Genomic DNA, 23,983 nt, shown 5'->3' on the forward strand with positions numbered 1-23,983 from the left:
AGCTCATTGTTTTCATGGAAAATCGCAACCATGAAGCGAAAAAAAGGCTGCCACTAAGATTAAGGCAGCCTGAGAAAACCTATCAAGTAAATGCAAAATAACGAACGATTCAGACCTTTCCTGTGGTGCCGGGTGCCTCCCGGTGAGCAGAAAACTGGTCATTTCTGCCCGCGTGAACACTAACAAGGACGCAGCCCAACCAGTTACGCGCCTCCGCACAGGGGCATTCACCACGGATTTAGTTTAAATCCGGCGCTGACCACCAGCAAGCAGCACGACATGAGAATAGTCAACTTTTAGCTGCGACACTACGCAGGCACATCGGGAAGTGCGCTCCGTTTCGTGGAGCAGACGCCGCCGCGTGACCAGCGGAATCACCACATAGCATAGGGCAAAAACAAACACCCCGCCGAGTGGCAGGGTTCGTAATCAGTTTCATTTGGATACAGGCATCCATGATTTAAAGCATACACGACAACTTCGGACAAAATCAAGCTCCATGATTCGAAAATGATAAATATTACTTCTATCGTTACCTAACTAGTTATTCTTTGAAACGCATCATCTGCCTTTTGTGCCTCCCTATAGCAGATGACCACCAGCGATTCAAGGAACGGCTTCCAGTTGCGTGTCCATGTCCTGACATGTAGTTCAGGGACGCGCTTCAGAATAACCTTATGCGCAGCCGTTGATGGCACCGATGAAAAACCGTTTCCAGAGCAACGCCCACACCTTTTATACACTGGCGCGCCACGCTCTCTGGTGGCTTTTCGGTCGAGCACCTCACCTTTGCCGCCGCAACGGCATCGGGCCAGCAGCTCACCTTTACCGTTACATGCCGCGCATGTACGCCTGACCAGTTCGTGCCTGATTTTCGGCGGTACGATTTCCATTCCGTCAGAGTTGAAGACTCCAGGATGTTTGATCACATCCTCATACTGAGAGGTTAATCCGCTGCCGCTGCAACTGTGACACGTCACGCTGGTTTCCGCTGAACGGGAGTATTCGGAAAAGGCGAATTGTGCGAGCACCAGCATACACCAGCCAAACTCGCCTGCTGCTGCTTTACGTACATTCCTGGGTGCCGAATCCATCGCGTGACGCGCCAGAGCCTGTACAGCCAGCTGCTCATCGCTTTTGCTGATCCCGGTCTTACCAAAGAAGGCTGCCAGACCAAACCGCGCGCGGCTGCTGGTGGTACCAATGGCCGCCATAACATCAGTGCCGGTGAGGCGCTCCGGAGAGGTTCCTTTCACGTCGTCGCTGATATGCATTCCCTGAGGGCTGAAGTGTTTTAACGATGCCTCAAGCTTCATTGTTCGCACTCCCCAACCAGATTAAGAATGACCGCCGCGCCTTTGTCTTCCATATATTCCTCCTTTCCACTTGCCAGAAACCAGCTGCAAACCTCTACAGCTTCAGCACGTGTCACTGGTTTGATGGTCGCCAGCAATTTTTCCAGGTATCGCTCACGGTCGTACACAGATTCATGGTGCTCGGAATAACCAAATTCGTAACCGAGTTCCTGACCTGAAGTGTGGCGAACGCTGTAGAGCCAGTCCCAGTAAACAAACTCACGAACAACATCTGACAGTGTATGAGGCTCTGGTAGAACGTCACGATAGCCATCAACATATGCGCGACGCTGATCATCAATTTCATTCATACGACTGCCGTCAATGCTTCCATCTCTCTTTTCGTCTACTGTCCATCCCCACTGGTAATCATCAGTAAATTTTGGGGAAGACCTGATCACTCGCTCGGCCTCTACGTCCTCCATCGCTGCTTCATAGCTGCCGAACGTAGCGCGCACATCAGCAGCTTTCTTGATGTTCTTACGCGCATTCTCAATAGCCCTGGCCGGGTTATCCATGCCGATGGTACCGAAAGCTACCTGGAAAGGATCGCCTCCATTCGCCAGAAGATAACGGGAATACCGTTCCTCGGCCTCTTTTGGAGAGATTTTAATTTTCTCCAGCGCAGCTTCTGCAGCGTCCAGATGTGCCGGTTCATTCAGGCGGATAACCTCCAGTACCCACAGATAGGCATCGGTCTGTTTATGCCCGGTGATTCTCCGTTGCTCAGGCAGAGGTTTGATGTTTGCTAGGGCGGAGCTGTGCGCTGCCGTCGGGATGGTGAATAGTGCTTTATGTTCGTTGTTATCTGTACGCATTACGCAGCCGCCTTTTTCTTGTAGAAAACCTGTTCACGAACCTGATCACCGTTCATGAGCATATCGTTAAAGTCACCGTTGTCCGGCCAGCGTACACTGACTTTTACCAGGTCATTTTTCGCCAGCAGATTGGCGTGAGCGCACTCAAACGCCGCGGCCTGCCCGGTGGCAGAATGCTTGTCCATATCAGCGAAAACGATCAGATGTTTTACCCCTGCCGGCACCCGAAATTTTTTCATGAAATTGCTGTTCATTACCGCCCAGGTATTTACGCCATAAATCTGATAGCAGGAGAGCGCCGTTTCGATGCCCTCTGCGATCCCCAGTGTTGAGGACACGGGAAACATACGGATGGCTACAGATCGGGCATATTCGAGGTAGTTATCTTCCTGCAGGGATTTTTGCCGTTTGGCGCTTTCCCCCAGCGGCGCTTTGCGATCCCCTTCAAGTAAGGTTCGGTGGAGATAGCACAATTCACCTTTATCATCGGTGGCGAGAGCATAGAGAGCGTGATAAATCCTGCCCGCATGACGCTGCTTTTCGCAGAACCGGATCGCCTCAGAGGGTAATTTGTTGATCCCGCGCTGACGCAGATACCCTTCCCCGTTGGTACCGCGCAAGGGCACCAACTTTGCGAATTTACTGATGGCGCGCTGGCGTAACTTCGCCGCAGAGCTGTTGACGGGGATTTTCTCCCGGCGGTAGTCATTGCCAATCAACTGATCCACCTCTGAGCAGAGTGCCGAGAAAGTCTTCCCGGTCTGCGTGAGGGAAAGCAGCTTCATGCCGTCTCCACTACCACATACGCAGATCCACGTCCCGGTACCTTCGCGATCGTCGATACGGAATTTTCCGCGCGCACCGCATACCGGACATTCTCCCCTGTAGTGGTGTTTCCCGGTTATTGGTGGCAGGCCGTAATGTTCAAGAATTTCCGTCCAGCGGCCTTTTGCCGCTTCTGCTGTCTTCACGCTGTTCTTCTCCCCAGCATACTGCGAATATTTTCAACCTGTTGTTTTGCGCTGACGATCCGGTTTGTAGTGGCCGCACTGTCGGCCCTCTCCTGTCCCTTCGCAAATTTGATGAGTTTGTGCCTGATGTAGTTGTTTACCTCCGGAGTAATCTCCATCGGAAAATCGCTCAGGCCATTGGGCCACTCGCCAAATTTGTCGCGGTAGGTATGTGAGCACCAGCCGTCACTGATGGGTTTGCCCATAGAGGAACGCTGGCGCTGATAGAATTTGATCTGGCTCCACCAGGACTGTTTGTCCGCTTTGGTGTAAACCGTTCCGCCTTTTTTGAGCTTTTTAAGGTTGCGTTGGGTGTCTGTTTCAACATCCTCACCGACCAGCGGCTTAAATCCGCATTTCGGGCAGACGTAAACACCTGCAGGTTTCATGAAATGGCATTCAGGGCATTCTTTCGGGAGCTTTTCTTCCCGTTCTGCAGCCTCGCGCGCTGCTGACTCTTTCATGCCATCATTTTTTGAGGGGAGATCGTTATATTCGATGGCATCAGGAAACCCCAGACGGTGAACCGTTCCGCTGTGATCGAAGATAAGACAGGCATCTTTACCGGGTGCAGTTCGAAGCCCGCGCCCTAACGCCTGTAGCCACCGGATTTCACTTTTTGTCGGACGTGCATAAATCACGCAACGAACATCGCTGTCAAAGCCTGCTACCAGTACGCCAACACTGACAATAATTTTTGTAGCGCCAGTCTCGAAACGGTTGATCATCAGTTGGCGCTCGTCATGTGGTGTTTCAGCCACCATGACCTCTGCATTCACACCGGCCTTGTTGAATTGCATGGTCACATAGTTGGCGTGAGCCTTGTTTACACAGAACGCTACCGTCGGCAGGTCGCGACCATTGCGCAGCCAGTTATCAACGATGTCACCAACCAGATCAGAACCACACATGATTTCCGCCAGTTGGGCTTCATCATAATCAGAACCATACTCGGCTGAGATTTTCGTTTTGACACCCTGCAGATCCGGCTTTGTCGGGGCGTAAAACTCGTAATTACTCAGATCACCACGCTGGATCAACTCTCCGATAGTCGTCGGTTTAATCAGGCGCTGGTAATAACGACCAAGGAAAGGTGAAAACGGCGTACCGGAAAGGCCAATAACCTTCGCCTTTGACTCCGTGGTGATACGCTCAATCTCTTTCAGAATGCGGCGTTTTCTCAGATGGGCTTCGTCGATAATCAGCAGATCAATATCCTTAGGGAAATCACGCCGAATCAGTGTGTCGGCGCTGGCGATCTGAATTTGCAGACTTGGGTCATAGTTGGGGTGATCACGCCAGATAAAACTGATCTGGTCTTCCGGCAGTCCGTATTGCGCGAAACGCTGGGCAGTCTGGTTAATAAGAATGGTATAGGGCACCACAAACAAAACGCGCATGCCACGGCTTACCAGACCTGCAGCAACGAAAGCCGCCAGTCCAGTTTTTCCGCTTCCGGTAGGCATATACATCATGAATGATTCGTATGCCTTCCAGTCCCTGCGCAGCATGTTGAGTGCGCGTTCCTGCGCAAAATTCGGTTTGATGTTCAGCATTATCAACCCCTTTAATTTCCACTCTTCCAGGAAAAACCAATCTGGTTTAACCGCGTACACCTGCGTATCACTTAGCGAGTACGTCCGAATTTTTTGGTGTGGTCTCTGAGATCTGCACCTAACTAACCAATGGAGATGCCTGCTGGAAAAGGCCTATTCCCATCCCTCTCCGATCTCCCCCCTTACCCCCCTCTTACCTCTCCCTTATTCATGTACTAGATAGCTAGTACAACAAAATGTAAAAAAGTAAGTGGGTGGTACCAGCTTCATCAGCAACTGACACCTTTAAGTCAGACTGCAACCAGGCACCTTTAAGCCCGGTATCGTCAGGCGCGCTGTTGCGTTCCTGCCAGAGGCGGCTGGGCTGTGTAGCCCTGAATTGCCCGCCCGTGTGTTTCAACGAACCTGCGAAGCCTCACATTGGCTTCATGCCTTGCCCGGTTCTCCCTGCGGTATGAAACCGGCTCGGCGTCAAACGTGATTTCGTAAACCTCTGCGTACTTCAGCGCTACTTTGCGACGGAGGGACGGAGGAAAACTCAGTAACTGCTGTTGGATCCACGCTGCGTCCGCCAGGCTATAAAGCGAGGGCAGATCAACCTGCACATAATCCGGATACATATCGCCTCCGGTGACATGTCACGCCTCGTTGGACGAGTAAGGAAAAACGTCATCTAACGTACATCTGCTCCCTGATTTTCTAAGTCCATCGACTATCGATCGGCAGTCATCAAGGCTTGGCTTACGAATTCCCTGCTCATAATTCGAAAGTCGGGAAGGTTTCCATCCCAATGCAGATGCAAGCTCAGCTTGCGTTAGTCCGATTCCTTTTCTTTCTTGGGCAATCCGGTTCATTAGGCACTCCGAAGTAATCTCCGGAACATTACACACAATTTGTGATTAACAAGCAACAACAAAATGTGTACGATAAAAATCCACGTTTCGTGTTAAATTGAAAGGATGAAAACCATGCATGAAATTATCGGGGAAAGGATTAAATCTCTTAGGGAAGCTAAGGGGTTTAGTCAGGCGCAGCTAGCCAAGCTTTGCGGGTGGGCGGCCCCTTCCCGTCTAGGCAATTACGAGCTCGGCACAAGAAAAGTAAGTGCTGATGATGCACTTATTTTGGGTGAGGTGCTTGGCGTGTCTCCAGCACTGATTTTGTTTGGTGATAATGCAGGCCCTGTATACAAAAAATACGAATACCCAGTATTTTCACACGTTCAGGCTGGCATGTTTTCTACTGAGTTCGGCACATTTACAGATCGTGACGATTCAGATGTTTGGGTAAGTACAACCAAAAGAGCTAGCGACCATGCGTTTTGGCTTGAGGTTGATGGCAACTCAATGACCGCTCCAACCGGATCCAAACCAAGCTTCCCTGAAGGGATGCTGATTTTGGTAGACCCTGACCAGCCAGTTGATCCTGGTGATTTTTGCATTGCCCGCCTTGGCGGCGACGAATTTACGTTTAAGAAACTTATACGAGATGGAGGAGTCAGTTATCTCCAACCACTGAACCCTCAATTTGGACTGATTTCCTGTAATGAGCATTGCAGGATCGTCGGAAAAGTTGTCGCCTCACAATGGCCTGACGAAACGTTTGGCTAATCATTATTTTTAACCCTGCATTGCAGGGTTTTTTTGCTTTAAACCTCAGCCCCTCCCCTTCAGCCAAAATCAAAATAACTTGCCCAAAGAAAAATTCACAAAAAATTCAAACACATATTGTGAAAAATACATGATGCACACAATTTGTGATTGCAAATAAAATCACATATCGTGTACATTTATTTCATCGGCAAACAACGGAGCCAATGAAATGAAAATGTCAGAACCCGAGTTCAATCAGTTCAACCAAATCGCAGAAAAAGCTTTTCAAGCGGAATTAGTATGCAGCCTCATGGAAGACCACCCGCATAAACTTTCTGAATCTGAAGTAAGTGCTCTGGCATCCTTGTTGAAGAAACTGGCAGGTGATGTGTTTGTTTATATGAGCGAGGTTTCCCACCAGCTGGAGAACAGCAAATGAAAACTCCCTTAGACATGCTTCAACACATTGTTGCTCAGATTTCCGAAGGAAATACTCTTCTGGAAATGATTTATAAAAACACCGAAGAAATGAATGAGGAAACTGATTGCGGCTTAGCCTGCCTCATTCGCTCTTTCGATAAAACCCGTGAAACAGCTTACGCATACATCGAAGAGTTAGCAAAAAATGAAAAGGCAGTACAGCCCCCCAGAGGGAATAGCGATAATATTGCTGATGATGTTTTTTACGCGACGGTCAGCGCGGCAAAACTCAGGGAACTGGCTCACGTATATAATGAGTCATATTTTTCAGGAAAAGACAGTGATGACGCCGATTGCCTCATGGCATCACTTATTTTCGATAATGCAATTAAGGTTCATGATTTACTGAAAAGTATCGAAGTAAAATTATGTTAATCGATAAGTAATTTAAATCACACCATCACTGGTGGGGAATCGTGCAACCAAATTTCATCGAGGTGATATATATGTCATTCGTTAAGGATAAAGCAGCTCATAAAACAGCAAAGCTATTTACCTGTTATGGCAACAGCTACCTGCATATTGCAACCCTCTTTCTGCGTAAGGCTTATGGGAGGTAATCATGTGGGACCCATCAACAGATGACAGCATTGAAGATGTAGCGAATTCATCCAGAAATCTTAATGAACTATTGGACCTGATGCATCTTTGTTTTAAGGAAATGAACCCTCTCCAGACTAAACAGTTACTTGGTCTTGCTCTGAACATCTCATCAGATATCGATATCTGGGTGAAGGCAGAGGAAAAGCGACGTGAAAAATAACACCATTGAAATTTATCGCCGCCGCATTGCTATTGCGGCATTAAACCGAATGAAGCGCAAGACCGGAGGTTATCGCCTTACCGTTTCAATGCCGAATGACAATATCCAGTTTATCGATATCGACGAATAAGCCATGGTGCAACTTTTACAGCGCTTCGAAAGACAGGCACGTACTGAATTTTCAGCAGAGGCGGAAACCTTTATTCGCCAGACGTATATGAAAAGTGTCGATATCAATGGACACACCGAATATCTGACCGAGACCGGAAAGATGATTGTTGACGAGATTTTTGCGGAATTAATTAAACACGCGAAAGAGAAATACGTATGTGGAGGAATTAACTGATGACCTCACAACAAACAATTATGCACGGGATTCAGATCCCCCCAGTCCTCAACGTGGATCTGCACGTCCTTCCGGACTTCACCGGGCGTGTTGTTCTTTATATCGAAAACGGCCGTGTTACTTGCGATCGCCGGCTTTTTGAAGATGAGCATATTTGCGCTCTGGACACTTTTATCGAAATGGCTCGCGAAATGGAGCTACGCATTGAAGAGGTTACTGGTGGCACTGACAGCAATTCGAATACCTGAGCGCGTTCACCTGCAGGCAATGCAGGTCCTGCTGCGATACCGACGAAAGCGAATCTATGCGCGGCGCATGCGACGGACCGGGTATCTCAGCCTGAAGGTTAATCCGCGCTGGAGGCTGCTATCGAAAGACGATGGCAGGAACTGGGAAGTAATGTCTCATGAAAAATATTCAGGGGAAATAAAACGATGATCGACAACCGCACCGCCAGTGTCATTGATCTGGCATTTCAGATTCACCATACGCCTGTGGGCAAACTGTTCGTCGCTATGCGGCACGGCCGCATGAAGCGCTGCTTCAGCCGCGATACGGCGATCCGCTATCTGGCGTTCTTCATGACCACCTGGGCATTCGAGGCATCGGGCTTTATGTGCCGCCATCCTGACGTAAAGGTGTCTCATCCGGTGCACGGAGAAGTATGGGAACGCGGTGGCGCCACGAAAGAGTATCACTTCGCCCACCAGCGCTGCGTTCGCCGGCTGCGCCGTATCCTTGCTCGTAAGCGTGATATGCAGAACTGGTGCGAGAAATGGGACGCCATGCATGACCGCTTTGTGAAAGAGGTTGACGAACTGCAGGCCAATAAACCGCTGGGGATGCGCTGATGGCTAACCAAGATAATGCAAACATCTTTGCGGTTGAGTCCACACACAAAGTGCCAAACACAAAGCATCGTCAACGTCAGTCGAAAATTTACAGTCCTGATGAATTTCTCGCGTTGCCAATGGTGCAAGAGTTCATAAAGAACAACCCTAATCAATATTTCGTCAATGATGAAACTGGCGAACAAATGATGGCCCAAGAACTGGCGGAACTTTATTGCTCAGTGAATAACGGTAAGAAAATGAAAAAAGCGCTGCGTCGCGCCTTTGGAGATAAAGCATGAACACAGTAATCATCAACAACAAACAGCTTCCAGCCGTCGAATATCGCGGTCAACGCGTTGTGACACTGGCGATGATTGATGACGTCCATCAGCGCCCGGAAGGCACAGCTCGCGCTGCGTTTAATCGCAACCGCTCTCACTTTATCGAAGGTGTGGACTTTCTCGAAATGACTGCGGACGTAATACGTACGGAGTCACTTTCTGATGCCTTTGCCGCACGCACTGCCAAAGGGATCATTCTTTTCGAGTCTGGTTATTTAATGTTGACGAAGCCATTCAATGACGATCTGGCCTGGCAGGTTCAGCGCGAGCTTGTTAACAGCTACTTCCGCACTCGCGCGCCGCTGACGGAAATCGAGATGATCGCAGCAATGGCCGCCGATGCCGTTCGCCAGCAGAAGCGCCTGAATCATGTTGAAGAGCAGATCGAAACGGTCACAGAAGCTGTGGAGAACATCAAACGCGGGACCATGCGCGCCGGATATGTCGGTTACCGCCAGGTGGTAGCCAAAAGCGGAATGAGTGACGCCAAGTGCCGGAATTTGGTCAATGCCTACCGCATCCCGACAGACACGCACGAATTTATGACTCCAGACGGGCTTTTGTCACGTAGGGCTATCGTCGAACTGGAGCCGTTTATGGCCGCGTTTCGCCAGATGATGTCTGAAGCTGAACCTCGCGGCACCCGCTGGTATCACCCGAAGATGGGATTGTTTCAGGCTATCGGATGGGAGGTCAGGTAATGGCGCTCATTACGCAAAATTTCCGTCTCAACTCGTTGGCGAACCAGTACGCCGCTGCGCTGTATAACCATATTTCAGCCACCAGCGGTGATCACTTCATGATTAATGCCAATGGTCAACAGATACAGGTAAACATCGTTGGTGGGGCTCAAGGCGTCAGGGATTTAATCAACGGCTACGCACTGGAGACGATCAGAGACTGTCATCCGCAGTGCTGGGAAGCCATCGGGATCCAGTTATTGAGCAAATGCGTTCATGGTGACGAACTGACGACGAGGGGCCGAGAAATTTGGCAAAGCATGGTCAAAGACATGAGCGATACGGTAGCGGGGAATATGTGAATGAAAATCCAATACCAGGACTACGGCGCCGTGGCGAACATTGTGATCACCAGCACTGTGTTTGAATTCCGTAAACATAACCGGGTGGTTGACGCCACCCTGCTCTGCACGCCAGGCATCATTGCAACCCGCAGCGGCATGTTCTTCATGAGGTCGGTTTTGTCCGGCAAATCCCGCGACATGTTGCGGGCCTACAAAACCGTACAGCGGGAGGCTAAGCGATGAAGCCTTTTCTCCTGTCCATGCTGTTTGGCCTGCTGCTGGTAGCCGTCGTTTTCGGCGCGCTAATTGAATATAAGTTTTTAATGAATTACTGAGGCTAACAATGAAAAAAGGCCAGCATTCAGCTTACCCGTGTCCGCGTCTCGATACACCACGCGGCATGACATACCGCCAGCACCTGGTTAGCCAGATCGCGCCTGTAGTCGCTGCGCAGTTCTTCGAAAGCAACGCTTGGGATGATTACGACGACATGGCCGGATCGCTAATGATGATGGTCGACTGCATTATTGAAGCGGAGAAGGAGACTGTGAAGTGATGCACAAGGCGTTTGAAATATGGGTGCACCAGCGGTACGGAAACCGCTACGACATCTCGAGGGATCAGGAAGGATTCTACTGCCGGGAAGTGGTTAAACGAATGTTTGAAACGTGGTGCCACTGCCGTGGCCTGAGCATGGTGTGAGGTGGGTATGAGTGATTTAATGACAACAAAACAGGTTGCAGACTATTGCGGGGTTTCCGTATCGACCGTGCTCCGCTGGAATAGCGTCAACCGCAAAACGGGACAGAAGTACCGCCCCGAGTTTCCGGATCCGGATATCAAATCCTGCCCGAACAAATGGGCGAAGCATAAAATTCACCGGTTCGCAGGGGTTACGTCTTAACGATAGACTCAACCCTTTCCCACCATGCCTGATATGCTTTACGTTGCTCTTCAAGATAATCGCTCTTGTCATAAACTTGCCAGATACCGGGCAGTTTATGACCGAGCATTATTTCAGCTATATGCGGTTCCGTCAGATCGGAAAAATTCGTTCTTGCTGTTCTTCGCAAATCGTGAAGTGACCAATGAGGGAACTGGTATCCCAAGCGACGCCAGGAGTACTGCATTAAATTATACGGTAAGGATTGTAACGATGATCTTCCAACAGGTTCTCGGCTTCCCTCTTTAGTAAAGAGCATACTTGAACCATTATTCATCGAAATAACGTATTGAATCAGATCTTCGGTAGGCTTGATGATAGGTCGTTTTAGCGGCTTACCTGTTATAGCTCCCGTCTTGTGCCGCTCGGCCGGTACCGTCCAGACTTTATCTACGAAATCAAAATCCTCGACTCTGGCGCTTATCAACTCAGCGGAACGGCATCCGAAATGCAGTAGCAACTTGATAAAGGCACGGTACTTAGGAACCATACGAGAACCTTCAATTGCGGCATACAGGATCCGTATTTCTTCATGGCTAAGGAATCGCTCACCCTGTCTTTTTCTGATATCCATATCCTTACTGGTTATGTCGGACAATGGACGATTCTCTACCAATTTTCTCTTGTACGCCCAGGCATGGGCCTGCTTAGAGTTCACCAACAATCTGTCAGCAATACCCGGTAGCTTTACGCTTAAAGGATCCAGTACCTCCAGCCAGTCATGGAGGCTGGCAGCATCGTGCGGAACACTACCAATCCTGGGGAAAAGATGAATCTCGAAGGAACGGATGATTTGATCTGCGCCTTTTTTATTTTTCAGGCAATAGGCGTCATACCAGGTTCTGATCACCGCCTCTACTGTCAGCGCACCGGTGACTTTTCGCTTCTCTGCCAGGCGAACCAACTTAGGGTTTCTGTTTGCCTCAAGTTCCCCGCGCAGCCTTACTACTTCATCACGGGCGTCTTTTAAGCTGGTGGCTGGATAAGTACCAATATCCATACGTTCGCCCTTTCCCGCCCACTGATAGCGGTACTGGAAAACCACTCGTCCTTTCGGTGATACTCTAACGGACAAGCCATCTCGATCTGACTTAACCATAACCTTATCGCGTTCCTTGCCCGTTACCGAGCGCAACCATGTATCCGATAGCGCCATACCCCACCTTGTACAAACTCAAAAAAACCTCTTCGGTTTGTACATTATGTACAAACGCATGTACAGAAATTTTGTGAAAGCAATCGAGTTAATATGATGCTACATGAAAGGAGTTAGATTCATTTGAAACATAAGAATGCAGATGGAAGGCGCCGCTAGGCGACTCACTGAAAGGAATTTAAAGAATCAGGAAGGTTTCGAATTTATTTAATAGAGGGTGTTTTATGGGGGTGGGAGATGATGGCAAAAGTGCGGCGTTTCGCCACCTCTTGCAAATAAGGAGACAACGTCATAGTTAAAGTCTTCTGTGTAAGCGCACGGCGTCAGGCCGCGCACGAGAATCGAAAAATGCGGCTATTTTACTCAAGACCGAAGGTCAGACAATCATTGTTTACACAGGAGTTGCTCCAGTTCATTTAAGGTGCTGACCGTCCACGTCGGCTGGATGCCTTCCGGCTGCTCACGATGATGTGCATTCAGCCAGCAGGTTGCCAGACCGGCGTTGATGCCGCCGAGGATATCTGACGCGGCGGTGTCGCCCACCATCAGTACCCGCGAACGATCGGGGTTGCCCGCTTTTTCCAGCGCGTAATCAAAGATGCGTGGATCCGGTTTCGCCACGCCCACTTCTTCGGAAATGATCAATAAATCAAAGTGATCGCGAAGCCCCGTGCGCTCAAGGCGAATTTGCTGCAGCGAGGTGAAACCGTTGGTAATGATCCCCATTTTCACCTTGCCCTGCAGGGCATTGAGCAGCGAAACCGCACCCGGCAGCGGCGCGCAAATCTCCGCCATGGCGTTCATAAACGCATCGTTAAGATCGCCCGGCGGCACGTTCAGGCGCTCAGACCAGTCCTGAAAGCGCTGGTGCTGCAACTGCAGCGACGTGATCGCGCCGTTCTGATAATCGACCCACAGCGGTTTATTGACGGCCTGGTAGTCCTGGAAATCTTCGGCGGTAAAGGTCACGCTATAGTCGAGAAACATCCGCTGTAAGCCGGTAAAAGAGTCAAACGTAAACAGCGTTTCATCGGCATCAAAGAAAATCCAGTCCCACTTCATCGTATCACCTTGTGTCTTACATACTGATTGGCAGAGCCATAATAATGGCGTCTTCGCGTCCTTCTGCGGTGGGGTAATAGTTCTTGCGAATGGTCGCCTCGTTGAAGCCTAAGCTTTCATAGAGTGCGATGGCGGCGACGTTAGACGCCCGAACCTCCAGCCACAGCGTGACGACGCCGCGTTTTTCCAGCGCGTCGATCAAATATTCCAGCAGCGCACGCCCCAGCCCGCGGCGCTGGTAAGCGGGATCCACCGCGATATTGAACAGGGTCGCTTCATCCAGCACGACCTGAGTAATCGCAAATGCCGCTATCTCATTTTCCGTCTCAAGCTTGAGGTTGAAGTAACGGTCGCCCTGATTGCTGGCGAAGGTTTTTTCGCTCCACGGAAACGCATGCGCGCGTTTTTCAATCTGCCACGCGCGGGGCAAATCAGTCGTGCTGAGGGAAGAAATCATGTTCATGAGCACAAATTTGTTGCCATAGCGCCGTGCGCGCTGTCGCACTGGCTCGTAATTCATCAAATGCAGGCGTCGATACCTGCGCGCCCTCCAGTGAAACCGTGGCGGGCGTTCCCAGCAACCAGCTATTGGCCCGGCTACCCTGCGGCAGCATCTCAGCACGCTCCGGCGTCAATTGCAGTACCTGATCAGCTGAAAGCATTAGCGCCCGGAGGATATCGCCGATGAACGGATCCGCGAGATCGGGCAGCGTCTCGGCCACCATCACCAGCCGCACATGGGGTGGGAGTGTAATCGCAATCTCCCCCTGCAATGCGCCCGGACGACGCAGCGACCACTGAGTAATACCCAGTTGCTGTAATTGCCAGTCTCGTCGGGATGTCATCACGCCATTCTCCTGTCTGTCAGGCGCCGAAATATAGCAAATTCGTCGAACTTGCGCCAACAAACCACTATAATCGCCGCCGTCGTTAATTGAGGATTTAGCCATGTCTGCTTTTACCCCGGCAAGTGAAGTCTTGCTGCGTCACAGTGATGATTTCGAACAACGCCGTATTTTGTTTGCCGGTGATCTGCAGGACGATCTCCCCGCACGCCTTGAAACCGCCGCCAGCCGAGCACATACCCAGCAGTTTCACCACTGGCAGGTGCTGAATCGCCAGATGGGTGATAACGTTCGCTTTAGTCTGGTGGCGGAAGCAGCCGATGTGGCGGATAGCGATACGCTTGTTTATTACTGGCCGAAAAACAAGCCCGAAGCGCAGTTCCAGCTGATGAATCTGCTGTCTCTGCTGCCAGTGGGCTGCGATATTTTTGTCGTCGGCGAAAACCGCAGCGGCGTGCGCAGCGCCGAGCAGATGCTGGCCGAATTCGCGCCGCTCGGTAAAATCGACAGCGCGCGCCGTTGCGGTCTGTATCACGGTCGCCTCGAAACCCGACCATCTTTCGACGCAGATGCTTTCTGGGGAGAATATCACCTCGATAATCTGACGATTAAAACTCTGCCGGGCGTTTTCAGCCGTGATTGTCTTGATATCGGCAGTCAGTTGCTGCTCTCCACGCTGACGCCGCATACCAAAGGCAAAGTGCTGGATATCGGTTGTGGCGCAGGCGTGCTGGCCGCAGCGCTCGCCAGCCACTCGCCGAAAGTACGTTTAACACTTTGCGATGTCAGCGCGCCGGCGGTGGAAGCCAGTAAAGCGACCCTGAGCGCGAACGATATTGAAGGCGACGTATTCGCCAGCAACGTTTTCTCTGAGGTGAATGGTCGCTTTGATATGATCATCTCTAACCCGCCGTTCCACGATGGTCTGCAGACCAGTCTTGACGCGGCACAAACGCTGATTCGCGGCGCAGTGCGTCATCTGAACAGCGGCGGCGAGTTGCGCATTGTCGCTAACGCCTTTCTGCCCTACCCAAATGTGCTGGACGAAACCTTTGGTTTTCATGAAGTGATTGCCCAGACCGGGCGCTTCAAAGTTTACCGCGCCATCATGACCCGGCAGGCGAAAAAGTAAGATTTCAACGTAACGGGACCGATCGCCCATTTTTGCAGCGATCGGCAAAACCCCCACAATTAACTATTGACGAATAGCGGAAAACCACTAGAATGCGCCTCCGTGGTAACGATTCTTTCATAGAGTCGATGGCATGCGAAGGTGGCGGAATTGGTAGACGCGCTAGCTTCAGGTGTTAGTGTCCTTACGGACGTGGGGGTTCAAGTCCCCCCCCTCGCACCATAAACCACGCAAATATCGCTCGCACTGTGCGAAGGTGGCGGAATTGGTAGACGCGCTAGCTTCAGGTGTTAGTGTCCTTACGGACGTGGGGGTTCAAGTCCCCCCCCCTCGCACCAACGAGGCGATATACAAAATAAGATGACTGTGCGAAGGTGGCGGAATTGGTAGACGCGCTAGCTTCAGGTGTTAGTGTTCTTACGGACGTGGGGGTTCAAGTCCCCCCCCTCGCACCAATTATCTTATCTCCTGCTTGTCCTTTCCTGTGTATTATCCCAGTAGTTTCATATTCAGCATGATCAGCATCATTCCACCAATCAGCGCGACACATGACGGCAGCAGAACGTAATGACGCAACTTGTGGTGCCAGATCATCGACGATGTCAGCAGTAACCCCACCACAATAAGCCCTCGCCAGGTCTCTGCAGACAGATCCGCAAACCCGAGTGCAGCGATGATGCCGCCCGGGATCAGCATGCCCCAACCACTTCCTAATGCGCGCTGCAACATGGTTTTGCCTCTCACATCGATAATGATAACCAATAGCATATGACAATTTTTATCATTTATGAGTTGAAGATGCAATGCTGCTTAACTTTACGTAAGCAGTAATGACAGTTCTTTCTGAAGGTGATAAATTGTGCACCTTAAATAAATACATTCGATTCTCTAATGTTTTGCCATGCCGCTTATTTGCATGGTGGCTTACTTCATCTTTGGCGCCGTAGATTTTTTAATATTCAGATTAATAACGATATATTCTATGACAGCAAACGCCTGGCAATCACTGCGCACCAAAAAATATCAGCTCTCCCTGCAGTTGTTTTTATTTCTTAATTTATTTTCAGCGTTCGTTTCTTTGCTGAGCCCCCTCTACACCGTTTACAGCAGCACTTTACCGGTGGTCACAATTGCCATGGGTAGTGGTCTGCTCTTGTTATGGCACTGGAGATTTCCGCAAAAGAAAATAAACATTTTATTCATATCGTTAGCATCAGGTTGTTTGTGGGCATGGTATGTCGGGGTAAAAACCCTGGAGCTTCATGCAAATAATACGAGCTATGTGATCATCGCGTTATTAACGATTCTTTTTATCGGAACTATTTCCTTTTCTAATAATATCAGAGCATTTACGCTAAATTCAGTGCCTGTGGTAGTGACTTGTCTGGTTGTCAGCCACGGTGAACAGTGGTTTCGTATGCTTTACTGTTTTGCCCTGCCACTGGTAGGCGTTTCCATCCAGCACGTGATTCAGAAGCGCAACGATAAGTTTGCCCAGCAACTGATGTACCAGCTTATTGCAGAACGCGAGACGCTAAATGATCTCAGTATGCTCGACCCGCTGACCGGGCTTTACAATCGCCGTGGGCTGCAACACCGTCTGGACGAACAACTCGCGCAGAACACGGAAGATCACTACGTGATGCTGCTCGACATTGATCATTTCAAAGCTTACAACGACCACTATGGTCATATGATGGGCGATAAAGCCCTGATCCGCGTTTCTGCGGCGATCCGCAATGCCGTTCGCTCGCGGGATATCGTCGCCCGTTACGGTGGGGAAGAGTTCATGGTATTGCTGCCACACAGCGACGCGCAGAGCGCCATGCGTACTGCAGAACGGATACGACAGCAGGTCTATGATCTGAAAATCCCGCATATGTTCAACGAGAGCGTAGCGACCAACGTGACGATCAGCATCGGCATTGCCCCACTGGTTGCCAGCAACGTCAACCTCGCGCTGGAAAAGGCCGACCGGGCGCTGTACGAAGCCAAACACATGGGGCGCAACATTATCCTCACCAGCGAGCAACTCCAGCCTGCGTGACTGCTGCCGCGTCACGCTATGGCGATAAAAGCCTTGCGATTGTTATTATCTATAGCTAGGATTGGCAATCATTATCATTTAGATTTGTATCCAGTAATCCTATGGCATTTCGTTCCGCGACCCTGGCAGCCGACATCATCTGGCGAACGCCGCTTCCTTCACCGGAAAGCGCGCTGGCGACTTCGGTACGGGAAAAAATCAACGAACTCCGCCCGCATTTGCTGGACTTTATTCGTCTTGATGAAACACCGCCACATCAGGCAAAAACTCTGGCGCAGTGGACTCGCCCCGGCGAACTGAGCTCTCTGCTGGCGACCTATTCTGACCATATTTACCGTAACCAGCCGACCCTCCCCCACGAAAACAAGCCTCTGATTTCGTTATGGGCGCAGTGGTACATCGGCCTGCTGGTGCCGCCTCTGATGCTGGCGCTGTTAACCGAAGCGCAGACCATCGCGCTCTCCCCCGAACATTTCCATGTCGAATTTCATGAGACCGGTCGCGCCGCCTGTTTCTGGATCGATGTGCGCCCTGATCGTTTCACCAGCCTGTTATCGCCTGCCGATCGCATGGAAATTCTGATTACCCGCGCACTGATGCCTGTGGTTGATGCCCTGGCAGCCACCGGTGAAATCAACGCGAAGCTTATCTGGAGCAATACCGGCTACCTGATCCACTGGTATCTGGGGGAAATGAAAACCCTTTTGGGTGATGAACTGCTTGATACGCTGCGCCATCGCTGCTTTTTTGCAAAACAGCTCTCCGACGGGCAGGATAACCCGCTCTGGCGCACCGTAGTGCCACGCGACGGTTTGCTGGTTCGTCGCACCTGTTGTCAGCGTTACCGCCTGCCGGATGTCCAGCAATGCGGTGACTGCACGCTGAAATAAAAATACCCGACAGCAATCGCCGCCGGGCATCTCGTTTATGCCGCCTGTTCGTTCTCTTCTGCCGCACGCTGTGCTTCGGCGTCTTCCTGCGCCAGCAGCTGTTTCTCATAAACTTTAAAGAACGGGTAATAGATAACTGCGGATACGCAGGCCAGAATCACCACCAGAATCGCTGCGCGGAAATCCCAGCCTAATGCCCACGCTCCGCCAATCGGCGCCGGTGCCGTCCAGGGCACCACCGAAATCACCCGACCAATCAAATCCAGCTTCATCGCGGCCCAGGCGATGACGGCGTTGATAGTTGGTGCCAGCAGGAACGGAATAAAGAACACCGGGTTCATGACGATTGGCGTACCGAAAATGACCGGTTCGTTGATATTGAAAATACTGGGCACCACGCTCAGACGACCGATGGATCGCAAATGCACTGAACGGCTGCGCAGATAACATATCACCAGACCCATCGTCGCGCCGGAACCACCGACCACAATAAAGAAGGTCCAGAAGGCTTCCATAAAGATGTGCGGCAGCGGCGCGCCCTGCGCCAGCGCAGTCTGGTTCATGCCCAGGTTGGTGAGCCAGAACATTTGCAGCATACCGGAGACAATTGCCGCGCCATGAATACCTGCAAACCATAGCAGGTGACCAATCAATACCGCCAGCAGAATCGCCGGCAGCGAATCAGCCGCCGCGACCAACGGTTTAAAGATAGCCATAATGGCTTGCGGGATCAGCATGCCAAACTGGCTTTGAATCAGCAGGCTCAATGGATATAACGTCACCACGACGACCAGCACCGGGATCAGCAAATCAAAGGAGTTTTTGATCATCGGTGGCACCTGGTCCGGCAGGCGAATGCCGATATTGCGCACACGCAGGAAGCGCATCATTTCCACGCAATAGAGCGCCACCAGTATAGCGGTGAAAATCCCCGTTCCACCGAGACTGTCTACCGGCAGCGTGCCATTGGTTTTCGGCGCGGCTACCAACAGAAACGCCATAATCGACAGCATAGCGCACATGAAAGGGTCGAGTTGATGTGTCTTTTCGTAATGCTTGCCGAGGTTGTAAGCGATGGCAGCGCAAATATAAATAGACATGATCCCCATCGTCATATCGAACGGCGTGAGGATACGTCCTTCATATTCTTTCGCCAAATCCAGCCACGCGCGGGCGAAACCCCATGTGGTGTCCGGGGAAAACGGCGGATAGGCAAATACCAACAGGAAAGAACCGACAATCATAAACGGCATTGCGGAAATAAAGCCGTCGCGGATCGCCATAACATGACGCTGAGACGAAATACGACCAGCGACAGGACTGACGTAATTTTCAACAAACCGGAATATCAGATTAAACGCAGCATGGTTAGCAGACATAGCAGCTCTCCTGACAGGCCATAGGCAGTAGCACAGCGATTAAGAGTTTATTGCCATGCGGTGAACTGCCTGGCACGCCGGATAACCCGGCGGTAATGCTCAGTAGGTTACGTTTCATACACGGCTCTAATTATGTGATACAGAGGAAGTTACGAAATGAGTATTAATCGCCGCGACGCTGACTGCAACCGGTTACTGTAACCGGTTGCAGTGATTGTGAAGAGGATCGAGTAATCGGCATGTTATCGAATTAATAAGACAGATATTTACAGCGACTATTCGCTTGTGCCAGATTTGCGTTACCTTTTTTGTGGAGATAAAAACGTGAGTTTGCAGTCCGTAAGGCAATTTTTCGCTGAACACGCCCCCGAAATCGAAATTATAGAGCTCAACCAAAGTACCGCCACTGTAGCTCTCGCAGCGGCAGCCCATAATGTCGCGCCCGGTCAAATTGCTAAAACGCTTTCATTAAAAGTGAAAGACCAGGTCATTCTGGTCGTGGCGAAAGGGGATGCCCGGCTGGATAACAAAAAACTGAAAAATACCTTTGGCGCAAAAGCCCGTATGCTGAGCAGCGACGAAGTCGTCACCAGCACCGGGCACCCGGTGGGCGGCGTTTGCCCTTTCGGCCTGGAAACGCCACTTGCGGTCTATTGCGATGTGTCGCTCAGACAGTATCAGGAAGTACTGCCTGCTGCCGGGGGGATCCACAGCGCGGTGCGTATTTCACCAGAACGCATGGCAGAACTGACGCACGCCACCTGGATTGACGTCTGCCTTTAAGTCGACAGACCGTTAAAGTTTAGCCGCCAGACCATGTGCAGCGTCCATGTTGCTGGCGGGTAAATGCATGAGAATATCGGCCGCGCTCAACAGCCCCATATCCGAATTTACCCCCAGCTTCGCCATCGCGTTAAACTTGTGCGCGCGTATCGTCTTGATATTACGTGCCAGTTGCGTAGCGATTTCCGGCATCGAATAGCCATAGGTCATATAGCGCAGAATGGCGAGTTCCGTCGGGCTAAGACAGCCATTGTGACTCATTACCCATTGATTAATGTCATCATCGCTTTCCAGGCGCGTGCCGTTGAGCAATGCAAGCAGGTGCTCGCTCAGCCAGGCGACCGATTCTGATTTGCTCAAAATGCCGTGCAGCCCTGAAGGGGAGAGATGACGGATCAACAGTGCTTCGCTGTCATTGTTGGTCAGCACAATGCGTTTCATCTCCGGGTGCGACTGTGAGACTGCGTTCAGACATAACAGGCATTCCTGACGCAATTCCCGCTCGCCGGAGAGCGAGTAAATGACGGCCCAGAATGGCATCCGCACCAGGGCAGCGTTGAGGGCCTGAACATCACGAAAAAGATGGATAACGTAACGACCATCCGATGACTCATGGAATAAATGGCAAAGACCCGCTTCGGTCAAAGTACAGCGTTCGACGATAGCGACATGTCGCTTGTGTTCATCGTATTCCATTCTTCCTGTTCTCCATAAACAGCGAATAAATTCAGCTCCTTCATTCCTCGCGAGCTGTTAATCCATGCGTACATTTCTGCATTGCTTCGCAAAGCCAGGCGGCGCATGGCGCTATTTTTCTGCGCACTAATGGTTTTGTTGCTTTTCTTTAACAGAGAGGCGATTTGGTTGATGCACCACCCTTTTGCCAGCAGACGCAACACTTTACGCTCTGAAATAGTGAGGACTTCCTGTTCATCGTCATCGTAACCCGCTGTTTCTGTGGGGTTAAGCAGCGTCTGGCTGATCCTTTCCGCGGAGGCCAGCCCACTGCGAAAAACCCGCGCCAGTTGCTCCACCGGCTCCGCATCGGACAGTAGCGTGCTTTCCGGGCGCAGCAGATATTCCACCGCAAAGGGATAACAGGTACGCGATACCAGGAAAACCCAGTGGATATCCCGGTACTGGGATATCAACGAATAATATTGTGCGCAAAGACTACGCGCCTGATGGCTGTCGCCAGTCAGCTCAACCACTACCAACATGGCGCGCCGAAGTTGCAGCAGCGTCAGCTCTTCGTGTGAGCCACAGTACGTCATTTCATAGTCAGGCAGACTGTCGCGAATAATGCCGTGCAGCCCAACCTGAACAACGGGTGATTTACTGATAATGATTCCATAATTGCAGCATCCCGCTCGCATAAAACCTCCGCCTCCCGCAAATTTTTGAAGCATTAAGGACATATAACCAGAAAGGAAGAACAACGCATTGCATATCACAGGCAATGAATCATTTATTTAGTGAATAAATAAAACAACAGCGTAATCTCTGAGAGAATCGCCCAGGCACTATCTCACATAGAGGATAAAAAATTAATCGTGTACGGATTAGAAAATATAAAAAGAATAATTAGTAAAATTAAATATCATCATTTGTCAGTTAATTCTCAGCCGATATATATTATTCAAAGCGCCATCGCTGAGATGTATTGCGGATGAGAGGCGTTCCGGTTTAGCAAAAACTACGCTTTTTGCATATTGTTTGATCTCAACCAAAAGCCCATCCACGGCGCTTCGGGTAAAAGTATTCCATTGCGCGCGATTCCCCTGCGCGCCTGACGGCAGAGTGATTCATGGAAGTTGAGCAAGATGAACAACGACAGGTCACGCGCTTGTGTATCCAGTGCGGCCTTTTCTTACTGCAGCACGGTGCGGAAAGCGCACTGGTTGAGGAACTATCCACCCGTCTTGGGCTGGCGCTGGGCATGGACAGCGTCGAAAGCGCGATTTCTGCAAATGCCATCGTCCTCGCGACGATCAAAGATGGTCATTGTCTCACCTCCACCCGCAAAAATACCGATCGCGGCATTAACATGCACGTCGTTACCGAGGTGCAGCATATCGTCATCATGGCCGAACATAACCTGTTGGACTATAAAGACGTTGAAAAGCGCTTTGCGAATATTCGCCCGTTGCGCTATCCCGGCTGGCTGGTAGTGTTGATGGTAGGCCTTTCCTGCGCCTGTTTCTGCAAGCTGAACAACGGCGGCTGGGACGGTGCGGTCATCACGTTCTGCGCCAGCACTGTTGCGATGTACGTGCGTAAGTTGCTGACAAAGCACGCTATCCATCCGCAAATCAGTTTCTGTATTACTGCCTTTGTCGCCACGACCGTCTCGGGACTGCTGTTGCGGCTACCGGTATTTGCACAGACGCCAACAATCGCCATGGCGGCGAGCGTGCTGCTGCTCGTGCCCGGTTTTCCGTTAATTAACGCCGTGGCCGATATGTTTAAAGGGCACATCAACACGGGCCTGGCGCGCTGGGCGATTGCCAGCCTGCTGACGCTTGCCACCTGTATTGGCGTGGTGATGTCGATGACGTTATGGGGGCTTCCGGGATGGGCATAATTGATTTTCTGCTCGCACTGGTGCAGGACATCGCCCTGTCGGCGATCCCCGCCGTGGGTTTTGCCCTGGTGTTCAATGTGCCACAACGCGCCCTGCCCTGGTGTGCGCTGCTGGGAGCGATTGGTCACAGCTCGCGCATGATCATGATGACCGCCGGGTTTAACATCGAATGGTCTACGTTTGTTTCGTCGATGCTTGTCGGCAGCATCGGTATTCAGTGGTCCCGCTGGTATCTCGCACATCCGAAAATTTTCACCGTCGCCGCCGTCATCCCGATGTTCCCCGGTATTTCGGCGTATACCGCGATGGTGTCGGCGGTAAAAATCAGTCACTTTGGCTATTCGCCTGAGCTGATGGAACTTTTAATCAGTAATTTTCTGAAAGCCTCATCCATCGTCGGTGCCCTGTCCATCGGGCTTTCCGTCCCTGGACTCTGGCTTTATCGTAAGCGCCCGCGTGTCTGACGGGCGGCAGCATCTCACACAGGGACTATCATTAAATGTTAACAATCCATAAAAATGGGATCGTTTTTTTGTTCAACATGCAATGAGGAACCTGTTATGTCATTAGAAAAAGTGGTCTACACCGCCAAAGCCAAAGCCACCGGAGGACGTGATGGCCGTGCTGTCTCCTCTGACGGCGTGTTAGACGTGAAGCTGGGCGTGCCGAAAGAGATGGGCGGCGCTGGCGGCGAAGTCACCAACCCGGAACAGCTATTCGCCGCAGGTTATTCCGCCTGCTTCCTCGGGGCGATGAAATTCGTTGCCGGACGCGACAAAATTACCATGCCAAAAGACGCGTTTATTGAAGGCGAAGTGGGTATCGGCCCTCTGCCGACCGGTTTCGGTATTGAAGCCAAACTGAACATTCATCTGCCTGGCATGGACGAAGCCGAGGCGAAAAAACTGGTGGATGCCGCGCATATCGTTTGCCCGTACTCCAACGCCACCCGCAACAATATTGATGTGACACTGAATATCATCGCCTGATGATACTCCCCCACACCCTCTCGCACGGAGAGGGTGTGCCGGATCCCCTCTTCTC

Annotated in this window: 32 protein-coding genes, 3 tRNA genes and 2 pseudogenes; 22 read left to right on the plus strand and 15 right to left on the minus strand. The window is 51.0% G+C overall.

All coding sequences use genetic code 11. From position 1 onward, the window contains the following. Positions 1-536: 536 nt before the first annotated feature. The 6 genes from GTGU_RS08760 to GTGU_RS24500 form a co-directional block, all read right to left on the minus strand. Positions 537-1,316: an antitermination protein gene (locus tag GTGU_RS08760; RefSeq protein WP_038155846.1), complete on the minus strand. Its 780-nt coding sequence runs from the start codon at positions 1,314-1,316 to the stop codon at positions 537-539. Next, on the minus strand, positions 1,313-2,173 hold the full coding sequence (locus tag GTGU_RS08765; RefSeq protein ID WP_038155847.1) for a hypothetical protein: 861 nt from the start codon (positions 2,171-2,173) through the stop codon (positions 1,313-1,315). Before GTGU_RS08765 ends, GTGU_RS08760 begins: the two co-directional genes overlap by 4 nt. Continuing rightward, positions 2,173-3,144 carry a DUF7146 domain-containing protein gene (locus GTGU_RS08770; RefSeq protein ID WP_072011941.1) on the minus strand — a complete coding sequence of 324 codons (972 nt, stop codon included), beginning with the start codon at positions 3,142-3,144 and terminating at the stop codon, positions 2,173-2,175. Before GTGU_RS08770 ends, GTGU_RS08765 begins: the two co-directional genes overlap by 1 nt. Continuing rightward, positions 3,141-4,694, minus strand: coding sequence for a DEAD/DEAH box helicase family protein (locus tag GTGU_RS08775; protein WP_038156027.1), 1,554 nt, complete (start codon positions 4,692-4,694; stop codon positions 3,141-3,143). Before GTGU_RS08775 ends, GTGU_RS08770 begins: the two co-directional genes overlap by 4 nt. Before the next feature lie 371 nt (positions 4,695-5,065). Then, on the minus strand, positions 5,066-5,359 hold the full coding sequence (locus tag GTGU_RS26575; protein WP_038155849.1) for a hypothetical protein: 294 nt from the start codon (positions 5,357-5,359) through the stop codon (positions 5,066-5,068). A gap of 18 nt (positions 5,360-5,377) precedes the next feature. Continuing rightward, positions 5,378-5,593 carry a helix-turn-helix domain-containing protein gene (locus GTGU_RS24500; RefSeq protein ID WP_038155850.1) on the minus strand — a complete coding sequence of 72 codons (216 nt, stop codon included), beginning with the start codon at positions 5,591-5,593 and terminating at the stop codon, positions 5,378-5,380. 105 nt (positions 5,594-5,698) lie between these two features. Here GTGU_RS24500 and GTGU_RS08790 point away from each other — a divergent pair, with 105 nt between their 5' ends. The 12 genes and pseudogenes from GTGU_RS08790 to GTGU_RS08845 all read left to right on the plus strand — a co-directional run bounded on the left by GTGU_RS08790 (position 5,699) and on the right by GTGU_RS08845 (position 10,674). Next, the gene (locus GTGU_RS08790) at positions 5,699-6,349 is read left to right on the plus strand and encodes a LexA family protein (RefSeq protein ID WP_038155851.1); all 651 of its coding nucleotides are present in this window, start codon (positions 5,699-5,701) and stop codon (positions 6,347-6,349) included. Positions 6,350-6,560: 211 nt separating this feature from the next. Then, positions 6,561-6,770 (plus strand): hypothetical protein, encoded by a 210-nt coding sequence (locus tag GTGU_RS08795; RefSeq protein ID WP_245609598.1) that lies wholly within the window; start codon positions 6,561-6,563, stop codon positions 6,768-6,770. Beyond that, the gene (locus GTGU_RS08800) at positions 6,767-7,186 is read left to right on the plus strand and encodes a hypothetical protein (protein WP_038155852.1); all 420 of its coding nucleotides are present in this window, start codon (positions 6,767-6,769) and stop codon (positions 7,184-7,186) included. Before GTGU_RS08795 ends, GTGU_RS08800 begins: the two co-directional genes overlap by 4 nt. Positions 7,187-7,563: 377 nt before the next feature. Further along, positions 7,564-7,920: pseudogene (locus GTGU_RS26885) on the plus strand (hypothetical protein). Further along, positions 7,920-8,168, plus strand: coding sequence for a hypothetical protein (locus tag GTGU_RS08815; RefSeq protein WP_038155855.1), 249 nt, complete (start codon positions 7,920-7,922; stop codon positions 8,166-8,168). The pseudogene GTGU_RS26885 and the gene GTGU_RS08815 overlap by 1 nt, the downstream one beginning before the upstream one ends. Then, complete coding sequence (locus GTGU_RS26590) at positions 8,140-8,358, plus strand: ParE family toxin-like protein (RefSeq protein WP_136397979.1); 219 nt, start codon at positions 8,140-8,142, stop codon at positions 8,356-8,358. The genes GTGU_RS08815 and GTGU_RS26590 overlap by 29 nt, the downstream gene beginning before the upstream one ends. Then, entirely contained in the window at positions 8,355-8,771 is a 417-nt protein-coding gene (locus GTGU_RS08820; RefSeq protein WP_038155856.1) for a hypothetical protein, read from the plus strand. Before GTGU_RS26590 ends, GTGU_RS08820 begins: the two co-directional genes overlap by 4 nt. Continuing rightward, the gene (locus GTGU_RS08825) at positions 8,771-9,052 is read left to right on the plus strand and encodes a hypothetical protein (RefSeq protein WP_038155857.1); all 282 of its coding nucleotides are present in this window, start codon (positions 8,771-8,773) and stop codon (positions 9,050-9,052) included. Before GTGU_RS08820 ends, GTGU_RS08825 begins: the two co-directional genes overlap by 1 nt. Then, complete coding sequence (locus GTGU_RS08830) at positions 9,049-9,795, plus strand: ORF6N domain-containing protein (protein ID WP_038155859.1); 747 nt, start codon at positions 9,049-9,051, stop codon at positions 9,793-9,795. The genes GTGU_RS08825 and GTGU_RS08830 overlap by 4 nt, the downstream gene beginning before the upstream one ends. After that, positions 9,795-10,136: a hypothetical protein gene (locus GTGU_RS08835; RefSeq protein WP_038156031.1), complete on the plus strand. Its 342-nt coding sequence runs from the start codon at positions 9,795-9,797 to the stop codon at positions 10,134-10,136. The genes GTGU_RS08830 and GTGU_RS08835 overlap by 1 nt, the downstream gene beginning before the upstream one ends. After that, positions 10,137-10,361: a hypothetical protein gene (locus tag GTGU_RS08840; protein ID WP_038155860.1), complete on the plus strand. Its 225-nt coding sequence runs from the start codon at positions 10,137-10,139 to the stop codon at positions 10,359-10,361. Between the two features lie 100 nt (positions 10,362-10,461). Next, complete coding sequence (locus tag GTGU_RS08845) at positions 10,462-10,674, plus strand: hypothetical protein (RefSeq protein WP_038155862.1); 213 nt, start codon at positions 10,462-10,464, stop codon at positions 10,672-10,674. A 337-nt stretch (positions 10,675-11,011) separates the two neighbouring features. Here GTGU_RS08845 and GTGU_RS08855 read toward each other — a convergent pair whose 3' ends face one another. The 5 genes and pseudogenes from GTGU_RS08855 to GTGU_RS08870 all read right to left on the minus strand — a co-directional run bounded on the left by GTGU_RS08855 (position 11,012) and on the right by GTGU_RS08870 (position 14,124). Next, on the minus strand, positions 11,012-12,217 hold the full coding sequence (locus GTGU_RS08855; protein WP_038155866.1) for a tyrosine-type recombinase/integrase: 1,206 nt from the start codon (positions 12,215-12,217) through the stop codon (positions 11,012-11,014). 227 nt (positions 12,218-12,444) lie between these two features. Continuing rightward, positions 12,445-12,510, minus strand: a pseudogene (locus GTGU_RS27005) (hypothetical protein); the annotation flags it as partial. A 91-nt stretch (positions 12,511-12,601) separates the two neighbouring features. After that, a complete protein-coding gene (gene yjjG, locus GTGU_RS08860) occupies positions 12,602-13,279 on the minus strand; it encodes a pyrimidine 5'-nucleotidase (RefSeq protein WP_038155869.1) in 678 nt (225 codons plus the stop codon). A gap of 16 nt (positions 13,280-13,295) precedes the next feature. Next, positions 13,296-13,742, minus strand: a complete 447-nt coding sequence (gene rimI / locus GTGU_RS08865; protein ID WP_038155871.1) for a ribosomal protein S18-alanine N-acetyltransferase — start codon at positions 13,740-13,742, stop codon at positions 13,296-13,298. Further along, positions 13,711-14,124 carry a DNA polymerase III subunit psi gene (locus GTGU_RS08870; protein WP_038155873.1) on the minus strand — a complete coding sequence of 138 codons (414 nt, stop codon included), beginning with the start codon at positions 14,122-14,124 and terminating at the stop codon, positions 13,711-13,713. The genes rimI and GTGU_RS08870 overlap by 32 nt, the downstream gene beginning before the upstream one ends. A 103-nt stretch (positions 14,125-14,227) precedes the next feature. Between GTGU_RS08870 and rsmC the strand changes: the two genes are divergently transcribed. From rsmC to GTGU_RS08890, 4 genes are all read left to right on the plus strand, one after another. Further along, positions 14,228-15,256, plus strand: coding sequence for a 16S rRNA (guanine(1207)-N(2))-methyltransferase RsmC (gene rsmC, locus GTGU_RS08875; RefSeq protein WP_038155875.1), 1,029 nt, complete (start codon positions 14,228-14,230; stop codon positions 15,254-15,256). A 135-nt stretch (positions 15,257-15,391) separates the two neighbouring features. Further along, a tRNA-Leu gene (locus GTGU_RS08880) sits at positions 15,392-15,478 on the plus strand. Positions 15,479-15,506: 28 nt separating this feature from the next. Next, positions 15,507-15,594, plus strand: a tRNA-Leu gene (locus GTGU_RS08885). Between the two features lie 30 nt (positions 15,595-15,624). Further along, positions 15,625-15,711, plus strand: a tRNA-Leu gene (locus tag GTGU_RS08890). A gap of 34 nt (positions 15,712-15,745) precedes the next feature. Here the strand turns inward: GTGU_RS08890 and GTGU_RS08895 are convergent. Further along, positions 15,746-15,985 (minus strand): DUF1435 domain-containing protein, encoded by a 240-nt coding sequence (locus GTGU_RS08895; RefSeq protein ID WP_038156033.1) that lies wholly within the window; start codon positions 15,983-15,985, stop codon positions 15,746-15,748. Positions 15,986-16,238: 253 nt separating this feature from the next. Between GTGU_RS08895 and GTGU_RS08900 the strand changes: the two genes are divergently transcribed. Beyond that, on the plus strand, positions 16,239-17,303 hold the full coding sequence (locus GTGU_RS08900) for a GGDEF domain-containing protein (RefSeq protein WP_038155878.1): 1,065 nt from the start codon (positions 16,239-16,241) through the stop codon (positions 17,301-17,303). 101 nt (positions 17,304-17,404) lie between these two features. Then, complete coding sequence (fhuF, locus tag GTGU_RS08905) at positions 17,405-18,193, plus strand: siderophore-iron reductase FhuF (protein ID WP_038155880.1); 789 nt, start codon at positions 17,405-17,407, stop codon at positions 18,191-18,193. A gap of 35 nt (positions 18,194-18,228) precedes the next feature. Here the strand turns inward: fhuF and GTGU_RS08910 are convergent, their stop codons facing one another. After that, positions 18,229-19,572 (minus strand): PTS sugar transporter subunit IIC, encoded by a 1,344-nt coding sequence (locus GTGU_RS08910; RefSeq protein WP_038155881.1) that lies wholly within the window; start codon positions 19,570-19,572, stop codon positions 18,229-18,231. 324 nt (positions 19,573-19,896) lie between these two features. Here GTGU_RS08910 and GTGU_RS08915 point away from each other — a divergent pair, with 324 nt between their 5' ends. Further along, positions 19,897-20,355 carry a YbaK/EbsC family protein gene (locus tag GTGU_RS08915; protein ID WP_038155883.1) on the plus strand — a complete coding sequence of 153 codons (459 nt, stop codon included), beginning with the start codon at positions 19,897-19,899 and terminating at the stop codon, positions 20,353-20,355. A 12-nt stretch (positions 20,356-20,367) separates the two neighbouring features. Here the strand turns inward: GTGU_RS08915 and bglJ are convergent, their stop codons facing one another. Next, positions 20,368-21,051, minus strand: coding sequence for a DNA-binding transcriptional activator BglJ (bglJ, locus tag GTGU_RS08920; protein ID WP_072011943.1), 684 nt, complete (start codon positions 21,049-21,051; stop codon positions 20,368-20,370). Beyond that, positions 20,997-21,731, minus strand: a complete 735-nt coding sequence (locus GTGU_RS08925; protein WP_038155887.1) for a helix-turn-helix transcriptional regulator — start codon at positions 21,729-21,731, stop codon at positions 20,997-20,999. Before GTGU_RS08925 ends, bglJ begins: the two co-directional genes overlap by 55 nt. Positions 21,732-22,162: 431 nt before the next feature. On the opposite strand from GTGU_RS08925, the gene GTGU_RS08930 reads away from it, so the two are divergent. The 3 genes from GTGU_RS08930 (at position 22,163) to GTGU_RS08940 (ending at position 23,928) form a co-directional block, all read left to right on the plus strand. Beyond that, positions 22,163-22,939: a threonine/serine exporter family protein gene (locus GTGU_RS08930; RefSeq protein ID WP_038155889.1), complete on the plus strand. Its 777-nt coding sequence runs from the start codon at positions 22,163-22,165 to the stop codon at positions 22,937-22,939. After that, positions 22,930-23,403: a threonine/serine exporter gene (locus GTGU_RS08935; RefSeq protein ID WP_038155891.1), complete on the plus strand. Its 474-nt coding sequence runs from the start codon at positions 22,930-22,932 to the stop codon at positions 23,401-23,403. The genes GTGU_RS08930 and GTGU_RS08935 overlap by 10 nt, the downstream gene beginning before the upstream one ends. Positions 23,404-23,499: 96 nt before the next feature. Continuing rightward, positions 23,500-23,928, plus strand: coding sequence for an organic hydroperoxide resistance protein (locus tag GTGU_RS08940; RefSeq protein WP_038155893.1), 429 nt, complete (start codon positions 23,500-23,502; stop codon positions 23,926-23,928). The last annotated feature ends 55 nt before the right edge of the window (positions 23,929-23,983 follow it).

It is taken from the genome of Trabulsiella guamensis ATCC 49490 (assembly GCF_000734965.1).
Lineage (GTDB): Bacteria > Pseudomonadota > Gammaproteobacteria > Enterobacterales > Enterobacteriaceae > Trabulsiella > Trabulsiella guamensis.